The sequence below is a fragment of the Sneathiella sp. genome, from assembly GCF_036844445.1.
In the GTDB taxonomy this organism is placed as follows: domain Bacteria; phylum Pseudomonadota; class Alphaproteobacteria; order Sneathiellales; family Sneathiellaceae; genus Sneathiella.
Genome location: NZ_DAIUFV010000003.1, coordinates 160,295 through 174,670, shown reverse-complemented (window position 1 = coordinate 174,670; position 14,376 = coordinate 160,295). Strand labels below are relative to the sequence as shown.

The 14,376-nt window shown below is 60.1% G+C and carries 17 protein-coding genes and 1 tRNA gene; 3 read left to right on the top strand and 15 right to left on the bottom strand.

The annotated features are described in order from the left end of the window. Positions 1–7 precede the first annotated feature (7 nt). Positions 8–457, top strand: coding sequence for a hypothetical protein (locus V7Z56_RS07560; RefSeq protein ID WP_334128769.1), 450 nt, complete (start codon positions 8–10; stop codon positions 455–457). 52 nt (positions 458–509) lie between these two features. Here the strand turns inward: V7Z56_RS07560 and V7Z56_RS07555 are convergent, their stop codons facing one another. From V7Z56_RS07555 to V7Z56_RS07515, 9 genes are all read right to left on the bottom strand, one after another. Then, on the bottom strand, positions 510–1,610 hold the full coding sequence (locus tag V7Z56_RS07555) for a COX15/CtaA family protein (RefSeq protein WP_334128768.1): 1,101 nt from the start codon (positions 1,608–1,610) through the stop codon (positions 510–512). A gap of 313 nt (positions 1,611–1,923) precedes the next feature. After that, a tRNA-Pro gene (locus V7Z56_RS07550) sits at positions 1,924–2,000 on the bottom strand. Positions 2,001–2,159: 159 nt separating this feature from the next. Then, positions 2,160–2,621 (bottom strand): MerR family transcriptional regulator, encoded by a 462-nt coding sequence (locus V7Z56_RS07545; RefSeq protein WP_334128767.1) that lies wholly within the window; start codon positions 2,619–2,621, stop codon positions 2,160–2,162. Then, complete coding sequence (locus tag V7Z56_RS07540; RefSeq protein WP_334128766.1) at positions 2,611–2,916, bottom strand: integration host factor subunit alpha; 306 nt, start codon at positions 2,914–2,916, stop codon at positions 2,611–2,613. Before V7Z56_RS07540 ends, V7Z56_RS07545 begins: the two co-directional genes overlap by 11 nt. 195 nt (positions 2,917–3,111) lie before the next feature. Continuing rightward, positions 3,112–4,083, bottom strand: a complete 972-nt coding sequence (locus V7Z56_RS07535; protein WP_334128765.1) for a beta-ketoacyl-ACP synthase III — start codon at positions 4,081–4,083, stop codon at positions 3,112–3,114. 12 nt (positions 4,084–4,095) lie between these two features. Then, complete coding sequence (gene plsX, locus V7Z56_RS07530; RefSeq protein WP_334128764.1) at positions 4,096–5,244, bottom strand: phosphate acyltransferase PlsX; 1,149 nt, start codon at positions 5,242–5,244, stop codon at positions 4,096–4,098. A 40-nt stretch (positions 5,245–5,284) separates the two neighbouring features. Further along, positions 5,285–5,470 (bottom strand): 50S ribosomal protein L32, encoded by a 186-nt coding sequence (gene rpmF / locus V7Z56_RS07525; protein WP_334128763.1) that lies wholly within the window; start codon positions 5,468–5,470, stop codon positions 5,285–5,287. 84 nt (positions 5,471–5,554) lie between these two features. Further along, the gene (locus V7Z56_RS07520) at positions 5,555–6,112 is read right to left on the bottom strand and encodes a YceD family protein (protein ID WP_334128762.1); all 558 of its coding nucleotides are present in this window, start codon (positions 6,110–6,112) and stop codon (positions 5,555–5,557) included. 180 nt (positions 6,113–6,292) lie between these two features. Next, positions 6,293–6,835, bottom strand: a complete 543-nt coding sequence (locus V7Z56_RS07515; RefSeq protein ID WP_334128761.1) for a ubiquinol-cytochrome C chaperone family protein — start codon at positions 6,833–6,835, stop codon at positions 6,293–6,295. A 152-nt stretch (positions 6,836–6,987) separates the two neighbouring features. Here V7Z56_RS07515 and V7Z56_RS07510 point away from each other — a divergent pair, with 152 nt between their 5' ends. Next, positions 6,988–7,440, top strand: coding sequence for an outer membrane protein assembly factor BamE (locus tag V7Z56_RS07510; RefSeq protein ID WP_334128760.1), 453 nt, complete (start codon positions 6,988–6,990; stop codon positions 7,438–7,440). A 106-nt stretch (positions 7,441–7,546) separates the two neighbouring features. Here the strand turns inward: V7Z56_RS07510 and V7Z56_RS07505 are convergent, their stop codons facing one another. After that, positions 7,547–9,652, bottom strand: a complete 2,106-nt coding sequence (locus V7Z56_RS07505; protein ID WP_334128759.1) for a sodium-translocating pyrophosphatase — start codon at positions 9,650–9,652, stop codon at positions 7,547–7,549. 266 nt (positions 9,653–9,918) lie between these two features. Here V7Z56_RS07505 and ppa point away from each other — a divergent pair, with 266 nt between their 5' ends. Beyond that, on the top strand, positions 9,919–10,443 hold the full coding sequence (gene ppa, locus V7Z56_RS07500; RefSeq protein WP_334128758.1) for an inorganic diphosphatase: 525 nt from the start codon (positions 9,919–9,921) through the stop codon (positions 10,441–10,443). A gap of 72 nt (positions 10,444–10,515) precedes the next feature. On the opposite strand, the gene V7Z56_RS07495 is transcribed toward ppa, so the two are convergent. The 5 genes from V7Z56_RS07495 to V7Z56_RS07475 form a co-directional block, all read right to left on the bottom strand. After that, positions 10,516–11,715: an MFS transporter gene (locus tag V7Z56_RS07495; protein WP_334128757.1), complete on the bottom strand. Its 1,200-nt coding sequence runs from the start codon at positions 11,713–11,715 to the stop codon at positions 10,516–10,518. A 49-nt stretch (positions 11,716–11,764) separates the two neighbouring features. After that, a complete protein-coding gene (locus V7Z56_RS07490; RefSeq protein ID WP_334128756.1) occupies positions 11,765–12,325 on the bottom strand; it encodes a DUF4865 family protein in 561 nt (186 codons plus the stop codon). A 103-nt stretch (positions 12,326–12,428) separates the two neighbouring features. Next, entirely contained in the window at positions 12,429–13,433 is a 1,005-nt protein-coding gene (thiL, locus tag V7Z56_RS07485; RefSeq protein WP_334128755.1) for a thiamine-phosphate kinase, read from the bottom strand. A gap of 1 nt (position 13,434) precedes the next feature. Further along, positions 13,435–13,914 (bottom strand): transcription antitermination factor NusB, encoded by a 480-nt coding sequence (nusB, locus tag V7Z56_RS07480; RefSeq protein ID WP_334128754.1) that lies wholly within the window; start codon positions 13,912–13,914, stop codon positions 13,435–13,437. Continuing rightward, positions 13,911–14,375, bottom strand: a complete 465-nt coding sequence (locus tag V7Z56_RS07475; RefSeq protein WP_334128753.1) for a 6,7-dimethyl-8-ribityllumazine synthase — start codon at positions 14,373–14,375, stop codon at positions 13,911–13,913. Before V7Z56_RS07475 ends, nusB begins: the two co-directional genes overlap by 4 nt. Between the last annotated feature and the right edge of the window lies 1 nt (position 14,376).

The following is a 14,376-nucleotide window of genomic DNA, read 5'->3' as shown; positions in this document are numbered from 1 at the left end:
TATTGTTATGAAGAAGATGATTATGGGCGCCTTCGCCCTTTGCCTGACGGCCACCACGGCGCTTGCCGAGAACGCCGGCGGCGCCATTGTCGGCGGTAGCTTCTCGACACCAGCGCCCGGTTCCGGTGATTCTGTCCTTGTCAGCGCCATTACCGTCAACAGCGCCGCGAATGTGATTTCGGCGAATGGCGATTATTCCGTGAACTTCGGCTCGATCAACGCAGGCAACGTCATCAACAGCGCGAATTTCGTGAATTCCAGTATCGCCGCGCCCTCGCTCACCCTGTCGCCGGGAAGTTACCGCGGCGAGACGACGCCGGATATCACGCTCTACGCAACCAGCCACACAGCGATCGGTGCGACCACCTATTACGAATCCGGTTTCGCGCCGGTCATTTTAACCAAGTCGGTCCCCTATGGCTTGATATCGAAGGGCGACAGTTTTCAGACGTACTAACGGCCGCACGCACGCAGTGAAAAGCCCCTCTTGATAAGCGGTTTAAGGCCGGTCAGCCGCGCGGCTGGCCGGCTGCCTTTGCGGGGCTTGCCGCGCGGATCCGGTGCAGCACATAGAGCGCAGCCGCAAGCACCAGCATCCCGCCGCCCTGATGCTTTGCGCCGAGCGAGACCGGCACCACATAGAGCAGCGTCAGGATGCCAAGGATAACCTGCAGCAGGATCAGCGCGAGCAGGACCAGAGCGCCGTTTCGAAGGCGGCGATCGACATCCGCGCCCCGGCTGATCAGGAAGAACCAGATCCCGGCGATCAGGATGGCGTAGCCCAGCATCCGGTGCGTGAACTGGATCGTCGAGGGATTTTCAAGGAAGTTGTGGAACCAGGGTTGCAAGCTCAGGAAATCATCGGGGATGAACGTCCCGCCCATCATCGGCCAGTCGGTATAGATGAAGCCAGCACTAAGGCCCGCGACAAAGCCGCCGACGAGGATCTGCAGCGCGATCAGCGCGAGCAGAAAATAACTCGCGCGGCGGAGGCGATCCGGCGCCGGCGCGGCGGGCGGGCGGTTCCGCTCCACCAGATCAAAAATCGTCCATAGCAGCGCGGCGAAAATCAGGCTCGCAAGGCCAAGATGCGCCGTCAGGCGGTAATGGCTGACATCCGGGTGATCGACAAGACCGCTTTTCACCATGAACCAGCCCATCCCCCCTTGCGCCGCGCCGAGCAGAAAGAGGAGCGCGAGCCGGGGCGCCATGCTCTTGGGGATTTTACGCAGCAGCAGCAGGACCACGAAGGGCACAAAGAAGGCAAGGCCGATCACGCGCCCGAGAACGCGGTGCGCATATTCAAAGGCATAGATGCGCTTGAACGCATCAAGGCTCATGCCCTTGTTGATCTTCTGATATTCGGGAAAGGTTTTGTAGCGCTCGAACTCGGCGACCCAGGCCGCCTCATCGAGCGGCGGCAGCCAGCCGGTGATCGGCTTCCACTCGGTCATCGAGAGGCCGGAATTGGTGAGCCGCGTGACACCGCCGAGCACGATCATGGCAAAGACCAGAACCGTAACCACCGTGAGCCAGGTGATCACCGCCTTCCGCCCGTCCGTCGCCGCTGTACCGCGCACCGCCGCGCCCTTTTCAATATCCGTTATCATGGTCCGCAACATACCCGATTTCACCACGAACGCAATATGCCGCCACACCTTGCGGCACATCGCCGCAGGGGCGGAAGCCTCTCGTCAACAACCATGTATGAAGGCCACGGAATATCGCGCTTCCTATGTAGGGCGCATTCTGGGTGCCGCATGTGTGCCAGTCATCCAAAGCCACTCACGCACGACGGCGGTTTTCTGCGGGTTTCAAGGGCCACAAAAAAAATCGTGATTTGGCACGCATATCGCTGCAAACCCCAAGCCTCGGGCATTACAAAAAAAGCCCCGAAACCCTTCGGTTTCGAGGCTTTCTAATTGGTCGGGCAGGCCGGATTTGAACCGACGACCCCTTCACCCCCAGTGAAGTGCGCTACCAGGCTGCGCTACTGCCCGAGAAGATCCGCGAGGCGGATATGCCCGGCGGGCGGAGGCTCCGCCCCCAAAGGCTGGCGCACTATACTGAGCAGCGCCGTGAATGGCAACGCCCGTTATCAGCTTCGGGCGTTATTTTTTCTCCGCGTCCCGAGAGGCGCGCGGCCTTTTGGGCCCGTGTCAGCCGAGCAGCTCTTTCAGCGCCTTCAGATCCGCAAGAATGAGCCGTAGCTGCGCTTTCGCATCCTCCCCGAGCGCGCTCTCTGCTGCCTCGCCCGCAGCGGCCTCCTGGCTCACCGCCTGGGAGAGCGCGGGGTTCCCCTCGGTCCGGGTTGCCGAGATCAGCGCATCCACATTGTCGATGCGCCCTCCCTGCTCGCGCAGCAGCTTCTGCGCCCCGCGGATGGTGAAGCCATGCTTGTAGAGAAGGTCGCGAATGCCGCGGATCAGCTCGACATCGGAGGGGCGGTAGTAACGCCGGCCGCCGCCCCGCTTAAGCGGCTTGACGACCTTGAACTTCGTCTCCCAGAACCGCAGGACATGCTGCGGCACGTCGAGTTCCGCGGACACCTCGCTGATGGTGCGAAACGCCTCGGCTGACTTTTCCCGTTTTTCGGCCTCTCTCGCCACCTTATGCGCCACCGTTACCCTTGTTGATCTTGTCCTTCAGGACATGCGATGCGCGAAAGACGAGAACACGCCGCGGACTGATCGGCACTTCTTCTCCTGTTTTGGGATTGCGCCCCACGCGGCCGGTCTTCTGGCGCACCTGAAGGCTTCCGAAGGAGGAAATTTTTACTGTCTCGCCGGCGACAAGCCGGTTCGCAATTTCGGACAGGACTGCCTCTACATGTTCAGCGGATTCGTTACGTGATAATCCGACTTCCTGATATACGGCCTCCGCCAAATTCGCTCTGGTCAATGTGTTTTTTGTCATGATGATACCCCGTTAGTCTCTACAGGATTATCAAAGCCGCGGGACGCGTCAATCAGAAAGCGGATTTTCCGCTGCCGGAAGCGGAGAAAACCCCGTTTTGGCCGCAAAAGAGCGCGATAACCGATTGAAATAGATCAGGGAATTAGTACCGTAAAGGGACTTGCGCACAAAAGAGATTCGCGATTCTTCCGCGCCTTACCAGCGAATGAGTGCCGATCCCCAGGTAAAACCGCCGCCCATCGCCTCCAAAAGCAGGAGATCGCCGCGCTTGATGCGGCCGTCGCGGACCGCCTCATCGAGAGCGAGCGGAACGGAAGCAGCGGAAGTATTTCCATGTTTTTCAACGGTTAAGACGACTTTCTCAGGATCGAGTTTAAGTTTCTTTCCAGTCCCGTCAATAATCCGCTTATTCGCCTGATGCGGGACGAGCCAGTCGATGTCAGAGGTCTGGAGTCCCGTCGCCTCGAGCGCCTCATGCACAACATTTGCGAGATTCGTCACGGCATGGCGGAAAACCTCCCGCCCCTCCATCCGCAACAGGCCGGTCGTCTGCGTCGAGGACGGGCCACCGTCGACGTAAAGAAGGTCGTGCTTCTCGCCGTCGGAATGCAGATGCGTCGTCAGGATGCCGCGATCATCGGACGTTCCCTCGCCCTCCATCGCTTCGAGCACAATGGCGCCCGCGCCGTCGCCGAAGAGAACGCAGGTCGTGCGGTCCTCCCAGTCGAGGATACGCGAAAAGGTCTCCGAGCCGATCACCAGGGCGCGGTTGGCCTGCCCGGCGCGGATGAAATTGTCGGCGGTCGCGAGCGCGAACAGGAAGCCGCTGCAAACGGCCTGAAGATCAAAGGCGACGCCTCGCGTCATGCCGAGGTTTTTCTGCACCACCGTCGCGCTTGCCGGGAAGGTCTCGTCGGGCGTTGCCGTCGCAAGTACAATCAGGTCAATGTCGTTGGCTTCAAGGCCGGCCATCTCAAGCGCCGCCTTCGCCGCATGCGTCGCAAGATCCGAGGTCAGCTCCCCGTCCGCGGCGATATGGCGCTGACGGATACCGGAGCGGGAGACGATCCACTCATCGGAGGTGTCGACCATTTCGGCCAGTTCATGGTTGGTGAGAATACGCTTGGGCAGATACGATCCGGTAGCGGTAATAACTGAACGACGCATGGGTTTCCTGTTCTAACCGACATCCTGTGCGGTGTCAGTGGCTTGATCCACGGGGGCGGCCGACGGGGTTCGGGACGAGGCAGCGTCATCGCGCTGACCGTCCCCGCTACCGGAGCCGGAGCCATTATTGCTCATTTTCGCGGCCATATCAAAGGTCTCGAAGTTGGCGCGCATTTTCTCGATCATATTGTCGGAAACCATCTCGATGGCGACGCCGATGGCGTTGGCGAAACCGGTGGCGTCTGTCCCGCCATGGCTTTTCACGCAAAGGCCATTGAGGCCGAGAAGCACGCCGCCGTTATAGGCGCGCGGATCAAGCCGCTCTTTCAGGATATTGAGTCCGCCGCGCGCGAAAAGATAGCCGATCCGCGCCATCAGCGAGCTGCGAAAGCCCGCACGGAGGAAATCGGTAAAGAGCCGTACCACCCCTTCCGCCGTTTTCAGCGCGACATTGCCGGTGAAGCCGTCGGTGACGATCACATCGACAACGCCGCCAGTAATATCATTGCCTTCGACGAAGCCGTGATATTCAAAGGGCGGGTTTTCGATCGACCGCAGACGATCTCCTGCGGCCTTGACGGTGTCGTGGCCTTTCAAATCCTCGCTGCCGACGTTCAAAAGCGCAACGCGCGGCGGAACACGGCCAAGCACAGCCCGGGCGAAATCCGCGCCCATAAAGGCGAACTGAACGAGATTGTCGGCATCGCATTCGACATTGGCGCCAAGATCGAGCATCACCGTCTCGCCGCGCGGCGAAGGCAGCACAGAGGCAATCGCCGGGCGGTCGATGCCTGTCATCATCTTCAGCGAGACTTTCGCCATTGCCATCAGTGCACCGGTGTTGCCGGCGGAGACAATGGCCCCCGCCTCCCCGTCGCGCACGGCATCGATCGCCAGCCGCATGCTGCTGCGCCGGCCCTTGCGGAGCGCCTGGCTCGGCTTGTCCTCGCCTGTCACCACTTCGTCCGTGTGCCGCAAATCGCAAATCGCCTGCACAGCCGGATGGGCCTGAAGCAGCGGCGTCAGCCGCGCCTCATCCCCGAACAGCAAAAACCGGGCTTTCGGAAACTGGATGCGGATTATGTCGATGCCCTTTACGACGATGTCTGGGGCGTGGTCCCCACCCATCGCATCAAGGGCGATGACAATGTTGTCTGGCATGTTGATGTCCGGATCCGGTCGTCCTGGTCAGCCGAGCCGATCAGAGGATCTCGCTCGTTTCCAGAACTTCGCGGTCCCCATAATGTCCGCAGGAGCCGCAGATATGATGAGACCGTTTCATTTCGCCGCAGTTCGGGCATTCCTGAACCTGCGTACCAACCAGTGCGTCATGGGCACGGCGCATGTTGCGCTTGGATTTGGTGGTTTTTCTTTTTGGTACTGCCATTTTCCTAGTCTTTCACTTCAATGCCCGGCCGCAGCGGGGCGATATCAAACCCAGTAGTGATATGAAACGTTACTGTCCTACATATCACTTCTTGCTCATCAAGTCCTTCAAATTTGCAAAGGGCTTATGCACCCCCTGCTCCTTCTTGGCCTGTTCAAGGACCTCCGCGTCTTCGTCCCGAAGCTCCGGCGCGTCCTTGCTGCGCGGATAGGGATCAAGCGCAAGCGCGATCTGCTCCGATACCATCGCCGCCAGATCGATACGGCCCGCCACGATCAACTCCGGCAGATCCGGCTCATCCAGCGCCACCACCTTTTCCTGCTCTTCGATTTCGAGGTCGCCCGGATCGAAGGTGTAGAATACCTTAAATTCCTCGTCAATCGTCTCCGGCACCGGATCGAGCGTCACGACGCAGGCCTGTACGACCTCCGCCTTGACATGCCCGACCAGCTCAAGCTGCCCGTTCAGGCTCCGCCGGCTGATGGAACCCCATGCGTGAACGTCGGAAACCCCTATGATGCCAAGGGTCTCCGCCAGCGCACGGCATTCCGCTTCTGTCGCAACGATATCGAAAGTCATCGGCTCGCGCCCCAGACGTTCGACATTGATCCACCGCGCGAAATCTCCGCCGGTCTCCTGCATTGCAACAATTCCTTTCAAAGTGCGCGCCCGAACGGCCCGTAGCTGCGTTCAGCCGACAGGCGATTCGAAGGCGCGAAAATACTGGTTTCACCGCCTCCGGTCAATGTTTTTTCCGCCGCCCGCAAATTGCCGCGCGCGAGGGCCAAGAAAGCCTTTGAAATCGCGCAAAGCCGTCGCCTCTTATTCGCGGGGCAGCGGGCCGAAATCAACCGTTCCGGTATGCAGCGGCTCTACTCCCTTCGCCGCCATATGCGCATCCGCATTCCGTACGTAATCCGCAAGGATGCAAACGGCGTCCTCCGACACGCTCTCAAGCGTGCCGTAATGGTTGCGCATTAGAGCCTCCTCCAGCGTCTCTTCTCCGCCGTCCAGCGCCGCGTCATAGGCGGCGACGCGGCCATAGAAGGCCTTCGCCATCTTCTTGATATGCTTGCCAACGCTGAGATCGCCGATGCCTATTTCGCGTAAGTTCTGGTCCATATCGGCGAACATCTGATCGAAGAGGCTCTGCGAGAGCGTTCGCGCGGCCTCGTCACCGCGGCGCAAATGGCGCATCACCAGAAAGGCGTGCAGCGAGATCATCTCGAACCGTCCGTCGACGGTATCCGGTACCGCGGCGATTTCGTAAAAGACCGGCATCCGGGCCCGCGTCACGATCTCGACATAGAGCGAGGCGGCCTGCTGCTCCTGCCGCTTGCGCCGGAAAAGTTTTGAAAAAACCACGCTGCTGATCTCCTGCCGAGGCTCGACGGAATGTGATGACCGGATCGTCTCGCTGATTATCAGAAAATTTGACATTTTCCGAACGACGGGTCATTTATTAGCCTGAATTACGCATTACAGGGCAGATAGTCAACCGAAAGCCGCGCCGACGCATGACCAGAGGACTAACGACAGGACTGTGCATTGCCGCCTTCGGGCTTGCGTTGACGGCCTGTGAGCCTATCAAAGCCGACCAGGGATATCACTTCGATCCGGAGCAGGTCGCCAAGCTTGAGGCGGGCGTCACCACCAAGGACATGGTGCAGGAGATTATGGGTTCGCCCTCCTCCATCGCGACGTTCCAGACCGAGGGCGACGCCTGGTATTACATCAGCAGCAAAACCGAGCATCTCGCCTTTTTCGCAAAGGAAGTGACGTCGCGCGATATCCTTATCGTGAAGTTCGATATCAATGACGTGGTCGCGGAACTCAAGGGCCTCGATCTGGAGGCCGGCGAGGAGATCAAGATCGTCGAGCGGGAAACGCCGACGGGAGGGCGCAAGCTCGGCCTGCTGGAACAGCTGTTCGGCAACCTCGGCCGGTTCAATACCAACAACAACCCGTAATCCCCGCCCGCACCGCGCGGGGCGCCTTCCCTCTCATCATCGCCGCACTTCGCGCGCATAAAAAAACCCCCGGCTTTCGGCCGGGGGTTTTCCACTCTCGTCCCGATCAGTGTGCGAGGGACGCGAGCAGCAGCAAGGCAATGATGTTGGTGATCTTGATCATCGGGTTGACGGCGGGTCCCGCCGTGTCCTTGTAGGGATCGCCAACGGTATCACCGGTCACCGCCGCAGCGTGGGCATCGGTGCCCTTGCCGCCGTGGTGGCCGTCTTCGATATATTTCTTGGCATTATCCCAGGCGCCACCGCCCGCCGTCATCGAGACGGCGACGAAGAGGCCGGTGATAATGACACCCAGCAGCATCGCGCCGACGGTCGCAAAGGCCGCCGACTTGTCGGCGATCAGCAGCATCACACCGAACACCACGATCGGCGCCAGCAGCGGCAGCAGGGATGGAATGATCATCTCCTTGATTGCCGCCCGCGTCAGCATGTCAACAGCGCGCCCGTAGTCGGGCTTGCCCGTGCCTTCCATGATGCCCGGAATTTCCTTGAACTGGCGGCGCACTTCACGCACGACAGACCCGGCCGCACGGCCAACCGCCATCATGCCCATCGCCCCGAACAGATAGGGCAGCAGGCCGCCGAGAATCAGCCCGACGACGATGTAGGGGTTCTTCAGCGAGAAATCGAGCGTCACGCCCTGGAAGAAGCTGAACTGATCCGCTGTCGCATTGGCGATGAAGTAGGTCAGATCCTCCGTATAGGCGGCGAACAGAACGAGTGCGCCGAGACCGGCGGAACCGATGGCATAGCCCTTGGTCACCGCCTTGGTGGTGTTGCCGACGGCATCCAGCGCATCGGTGGTCTTGCGTACGTCCTCATCCATCTCGGCCATTTCGGCAATGCCGCCGGCGTTGTCGGTGACGGGGCCATAGGCATCGAGCGCGACGATCATACCGGCGAGCGCCAGCATCGTGGTCACGGCGATGGCGATACCGAAGAGCGCCGCGAGGTTATAAGAGACAATGATCCCGGCAACGATGATGATCGCCGGCAGCGCCGTCGCTTCCATCGAGACGGCAAGGCCCTGGATGACGTTGGTGCCATGGCCGGTTTCCGACGCGGCGGCAATGCTGCGCACCGGGCGATATTCGGTCGAGGTGTAATATTCCGTCACCCAGATCAGGAGACCGGTCACTACCAGCCCGACAATCCCGCAGAAAAACAGGCTCCAGCCCGTGAACTGGGTTGCCCCGATGCTGTAGACAGTATCCATTCCCACCGTGAACTGGGTGATCGGCCAGAGCGCGATGGCGGAGAGGATCGTCGTGACGATGAAGCCCTTGTAGAGCGCGCCCATGATGTTGTTGCTGGCGCCGAGCTTCACGAAGAAGGTGCCGATGATGGAGGTGATGATGCAGATGCCGCCGATCATCAGCGGGTACGCCATCATCGCCGTATCGCCAGCGAAATAGATGGAGGCGAGCACCATCGTCGCGACCACCGTCACAGCGTAGGTCTCGAAAAGATCGGCCGCCATACCGGCGCAGTCACCGACATTGTCGCCGACGTTATCGGCGATCACGGCCGGGTTGCGGGGGTCATCCTCGGGGATACCTGCTTCCACCTTGCCGACGAGATCGGCGCCGACGTCCGCACCCTTGGTGAAGATACCGCCGCCAAGCCGCGCGAAGATCGAAATCAGCGATGCGCCAAGGCTGAGTGCGACGAGGCTGTCAATGAGGCCGCGGCTCGAAACGCCCACGTTCAGAAGAACCGCGTAGTAGCCCGCGACGGCGAGCAGCGCAAGCCCGACGACCAGCATGCCCGTGACGGCGCCGGCCGTGAAAGAAATCTGCAGGCCGTCTTTCAGGCTCTTGGCGGCCGCCGCAGCCGTCCGCACGTTGGCCCGCACGGACACATTCATGCCGACGAAACCGGCCGCGCCCGAGAGAATGGCGCCAACCGCGAAACCGATGGCGACATACAAGCCCATCAGAAAGAAAAGAATGACAAAAATCACGATCCCGACAAGGCCGATGGTCAGATACTGCCGGTTCAGATAGGCGGATGCCCCCTCCTGAATCGCACTGGCGATCCGCTGCATTTTCTCCGTTCCCGCATCATGCGAAATCACAACCCGCGAGGCGTAAGCGCCATAGGCAAGCGCGATCAGCCCGCAGATGATCGGAATCCAAATTTCAACTGACATTATTCTGATACCCCCAAATAGTTACGAAGCGGCCATGCCTTCGCATGGTCATTTTATTATTGACCTTATTGGACCACCGGGCCGGTCAGTCTTTACCCCCTTTAATCTGGTCGAAAGCCGAATGCCGAATGAGTCCGCACGCCACAGAATATAGTATGTATCTAATTTAGTACATTATATTCCAAACATTTTTTTTCGATTCGCTGGTGCAAAAAATTACGGAACGTGCTATCGCAGGCCAGAATTTTCAGGAGACAATCTAAGTAATGGATATTTCTAAAATCCCGGCTGGCAAGAATGTCCCATGGGACGTGAATGTCGTCATTGAGATCCCGATCGGAAGTGTGCCCGTAAAGTATGAAGTCGATAAGGAAAGCGGAGCGATGTTTGTCGACCGTTTCCTGCATACGGCCATGTTCTATCCGTGCAACTACGGCTTTATTCCGCAGACCCTCGCCGATGATGGCGATCCGGTCGATATGCTGGTAACCGGCCCGACACCGGTGATCCCCGGCGCCGTCATTCGCGCCCGTCCGGTCGGCGTGCTCATTATGGAAGACGAAGCGGGCCAGGATGAAAAAATCCTCGGCGTGCCGGTGGATGCGCTGCATCCCTATTATTCCAACATCAACAACTATTCGGACCTGCGTGGCATCCTTCTCGATCAGATCTCGCATTTCTTCGAGCATTACAAGGATCTGGAAGCGGATAAATGGGTCCGCATCACCCGCTGGGGCGATGCCGAGGAAGCGGCGGAAATTATCCGCAAAGCGATGATCCAGAAGGACTGAGCCCTCGCACGGCAAAATCTAGTCCGGAATACCTGGGAACGGCGCCGCCCCGAAAGGGCGGCGTCTTCGCGTTCAGCCGCCCGCTGCCGCGAGCCGGCGCCGGCCGCCGCGCATATTTAGAAGCGCCAGCAGAATTACCAGCGCGAACATCGGCAGCGCGACATAATTGACCGCCTCCCAGCCGATACGTTCCTGCAGCTGGCCGCTCAGCAGCGACGCCGTCGCAACCGTGCCGAAGATGAGGAAATCATTCATCCCCTGAACCTTGGCCGCCTCCGCGGGGCGATAGACGGTTGTGACCAGTGTCGTTCCGCCGATGAACATGAAGTTCCACGACACCCCGAGCGCAATCAGCGCAATATAGAAGTTGGCAAGCTCAAGCCCGGCAAGAGCGATCCCGACCGCGACCAGCCCGAGCAGCGCCCCGACAATGATGATGCGATGCTCGCCGTAGCGCGCGATCAGAGGTCCGGTGAAGAAGCTCGGGCCATACATCGCGACGACATGCCAGCTGATGACGTTAAAGGAATCGGATGCATCATGGCCGCAGCCAACCATGGCAAGCGGCGTCGCCGTCATGATCAGGCTCATCGCGCCGTAACCGATCATGGCGCTGAGGACGGCGGTGATGAAAGTCGGGTGGCGGATGATATCGCGCAAAGCTCGCTGCGGCTCATCGCTCATGCTCACCGTCATCTTCGGAATGCGCACGAAGCTGATCAGCACGATGGCGAGAAGCCCGAGCAGGATAACCGCAAGATAGGTGCCGAGATAGAGATAGGGCAGGAACAGCTCGCGGCTGTGGCTCGCGATCTGCGGTCCGAGAAAGCCCGCGATCAGGCCGCCGGCAAGCACATAGGAGACGGCGCGCGAGCGATTCTGATGCCCCGCGATATCGACGGCGGCAAAGCGGTAGTAATTGCCGAACGCCGCATATGTCCCAAGGATCAGCGCGCCGAAGGTAAAGATCCAGAAACTGCCGATCCAGACAGCGTAGCTGCAGATTGCGGCGCCGAAAATGCCGAACCCCGCGCCGAGGATAAAGCCTTGCTGGCGACCGATCCGCCGCATGATCAGGGACGCCGGGAGGGTGGCGAGCGCGGTGCCCGTCACCACCGCCGATACCGGCAGCGTGGCCAGCGACTTATCCGGCCCGAGCAGGATCAGCGCGACAAGCGCGGCCGATGAAATCATGATCGACGTGGAGCTGTTGAGCAGCGCCTGACAGCCGGACATCAGGAGAATGCTTATTCTGGTCCGGCGATCCATCATGCCGATCGCTCCTGTTTATGAAAAGGTGAGGTAAAATCGGCCGCGCACGTCAGGCTGCGCCTTCAAGATGCCGATAGCTTTTCAGGACAGCATATTCATCGATGCAGTCCGCATTGATGGGGGGCGCCTGTTCGGCCTTGCCCCAGAAGCTGAAATGTCCGACTTCCCAGCGGTCGGGATCGAGCAGGACCATATGCATATAAAGGCCGGGCGATGCGAGAACCTTGTCGTGGCGCGCCTTTTCTTTCTCCATCTGCATACCGACAGATTCATTGGAGGGCACCTTGTCAATGGCGCTGCGCATATATCCGGGATCTTCCTTCAGCTCGCCATAGTCGAAGGCGACGACCTGCCAGCTCCGTACGCGCGGGCGGCCAAACTTCTGCGATACGCCGTTGAAGAGATTGTCGAGGAGAAACTCCTGCGCATACTGGGCATTCTCCCAGATATAAAATGGCGCGTAGACATTTTCGTCGGCGTCATACAGGTAAAACTTGTGCCGCAGGCCAGGGAAACCGTTGAACAGCGGGCTGCGTACGGCCACATGTTTGCGGATCTGGGTTTCATCGAATTCTTCCGGCAAGCGAACCGTGTACTGCATCGCCAGCATATATGTCTCCCGTAACACACGAAATTTTCGTGGAATATGTCAAAAATGTGTCTAAAAAACAACCCACAGATATGCATAGCTCACATGCAAATTGCGCGGCGGCCTAGAAGTGGCGCCACCCCCCGCTTTCATAGACTAGCTGTTGCCCCTTCGGCCCGATGACGCTGACGCCGCTCCCCTCCGTCATTTCGCCAATTACGGTAAGGGGAACGTCGGCCTTCTTCGCAATCCGGTCGATCTCGGCGGCGTTTCCGGGCGCGAAAGTGAGCGCAAGTTCATAGTCGTCTCCGCCGCTCAGCAGCACGGTGAGCAGCCCCTCGTCCAGGGCAAGCGCTTCACGCGCCGGAGGGCTCATCGGCACGGTCCGCCCGTCAATACGCGCGGCAAGCGAAGACTGCGCCGCGATATGTCCGATATCGGCGATCAGCCCGTCGGAGATATCGATGCAGCTCGTCGCAACGCCGGCAAGATACGGGGCGAGCGCAAGGCGCGGCGTCGGCAGGTGATAGCGATTGATGAGAAAGCCGGCGTCTGTCGCCACAACGCCCTTGATCTTATGTTGCAGGATCTGAAGGCCGAGCGCCGCATCGCCGATACTGCCGGAGACGGCAATCAGGTCACCCGCCTTCGCGCCGTTGCGGCGAAGCGCCTGCCCCCTTGTCACCTCGCCGATTGCGGTCAGCGAAAGCGTCAGCGGGCCCGGCGTTCGAACCGTATCGCCGCCGAAAAGGCCGATGCCGAAGCGCTCCTGATCTGCGGCAAGGCCGTTCGCGAAGCCCTCGATCCAGTCGCGACGGATGGTTTCAGGCCAGAAGGTCGCAAGAAGATAGCCGACCGGGCTCGCCCCCATCGCGGCGAGATCCGAGAGATTGACCCGAAGCAGCTTCTTCGCGATATCCGCCGGATCGTCGGTTTTGAGGAAATGCACGCCCTCGACCATCGCGTCTTTTGTGAAAACAAGGTCGCGGCCCGGCGTCGGGGAGAAGACTGCGGCGTCATCGGTGAGGCCAAGCGCGGCGGGCGTTCGGGCGGCGAGCGGCTTGAACAGCGCCTCAATCAGCGCAAATTCACCGGTGTCGGGCGCCGCGCTGCCGTCCCTCCCCGTCATCTCACTCGAATTCGCCGGGGCGCAGCTCTCTCGCCACCTTGTCGAGAACGCCGTTGACGAGCGCCGGCTCCTTGCCGGTGAAAAAGCTGCGGGCGATGCCGATATATTCCTTGATCAGCACTTTTGCCGGCGTATCAATGCGCGCCATGAATTCATAGGTCGCCGCGCGCATTAGGCAGAGGAGGACAATCTCCAGCCGCTCGGGCGTGCGGTCCTTTTCCAGCCGCCCGGCGATCAGCGCGTCGATCTCCGCCTGCCGCTCGCGTGTGTGGATGACGATATCGCGAAACAGCGGCTTGTCGCTGTCCTTGAACTGGTCGCCGTCGAGCTCGGCGCCGACGCGGTGCTGGAGAAATTCCTCCACGACCTCTTCGGCCGGCCGCTGGTCATGCTCAAGCTGATAGAGCGCCTGCACGGCATTGAGCCGCGCCAGCGTGCGTCTGCTGTGTTTATCGCCCCGCTTTTCGCTGCGCTCATTCATCGCGGAAATATTCCGAACTTTTCTTTCAGTTTCAACATCTGGAGCGCCGCTTCCGCCGCCCCGCCGCCCTTGTTCTTCTCGGACTTGCGGGCGCGCGCCCAGGCCTGCGCCTCATTCTCGCAGGTGATGATGCCGTTGCCGACCGCGATCGAGGACTGGATGGAGAGATCCATCAGGCCGCGCGCGCTTTCCTCCGAGACCGTATCATAATGCGAGGTTTCGCCCCGGATCACGCAGCCAAGCGCCACATAGGCGTCATAGCGGCGGCGGCCGGTAATCAATTCGGTCGACTTGATGGCGAAACGGATCGCGGCGGGAATTTCGAGGCAGCCCGGCACCTGCACGACATCGTAGCTGCAGCCGGCGGCATCGAGAACCTCGAGCGCGCCCTCGAGCAGCGCATCGGAAATATCGCGGTAGAAATCCGCCTCAACGACGAGCACATGAATATCGCTGCTCATG

Excerpts from the sequence above, each read along its gene's own strand:
- V7Z56_RS07560 (WP_334128769.1), top strand. The coding sequence starts at position 8 with ATGAAGAAGATGATTATGGGCGCCTTCGCCCTTTGCCTGACGGCCACC.
- V7Z56_RS07555 (WP_334128768.1), bottom strand. The coding sequence starts at position 1,610 with ATGATAACGGATATTGAAAAGGGCGCGGCGGTGCGCGGTACAGCGGCG.
- V7Z56_RS07540 (WP_334128766.1), bottom strand. The coding sequence starts at position 2,916 with ATGACAAAAAACACATTGACCAGAGCGAATTTGGCGGAGGCCGTATAT.
- V7Z56_RS07535 (WP_334128765.1), bottom strand. The coding sequence starts at position 4,083 with ATGCGTCGTTCAGTTATTACCGCTACCGGATCGTATCTGCCCAAGCGT.
- plsX (WP_334128764.1), bottom strand. The coding sequence starts at position 5,244 with ATGCCAGACAACATTGTCATCGCCCTTGATGCGATGGGTGGGGACCAC.
- rpmF (WP_334128763.1), bottom strand. The coding sequence starts at position 5,470 with ATGGCAGTACCAAAAAGAAAAACCACCAAATCCAAGCGCAACATGCGC.
- V7Z56_RS07520 (WP_334128762.1), bottom strand. The coding sequence starts at position 6,112 with ATGCAGGAGACCGGCGGAGATTTCGCGCGGTGGATCAATGTCGAACGT.
- V7Z56_RS07510 (WP_334128760.1), top strand. The coding sequence starts at position 6,988 with ATGACCAGAGGACTAACGACAGGACTGTGCATTGCCGCCTTCGGGCTT.
- V7Z56_RS07505 (WP_334128759.1), bottom strand. The coding sequence starts at position 9,652 with ATGTCAGTTGAAATTTGGATTCCGATCATCTGCGGGCTGATCGCGCTT.
- ppa (WP_334128758.1), top strand. The coding sequence starts at position 9,919 with ATGGATATTTCTAAAATCCCGGCTGGCAAGAATGTCCCATGGGACGTG.
- V7Z56_RS07495 (WP_334128757.1), bottom strand. The coding sequence starts at position 11,715 with ATGATGGATCGCCGGACCAGAATAAGCATTCTCCTGATGTCCGGCTGT.
- V7Z56_RS07490 (WP_334128756.1), bottom strand. The coding sequence starts at position 12,325 with ATGCTGGCGATGCAGTACACGGTTCGCTTGCCGGAAGAATTCGATGAA.
- thiL (WP_334128755.1), bottom strand. The coding sequence starts at position 13,433 with ATGACGGGGAGGGACGGCAGCGCGGCGCCCGACACCGGTGAATTTGCG.
- nusB (WP_334128754.1), bottom strand. The coding sequence starts at position 13,914 with ATGAATGAGCGCAGCGAAAAGCGGGGCGATAAACACAGCAGACGCACG.
- V7Z56_RS07475 (WP_334128753.1), bottom strand. The coding sequence starts at position 14,375 with ATGAGCAGCGATATTCATGTGCTCGTCGTTGAGGCGGATTTCTACCGC.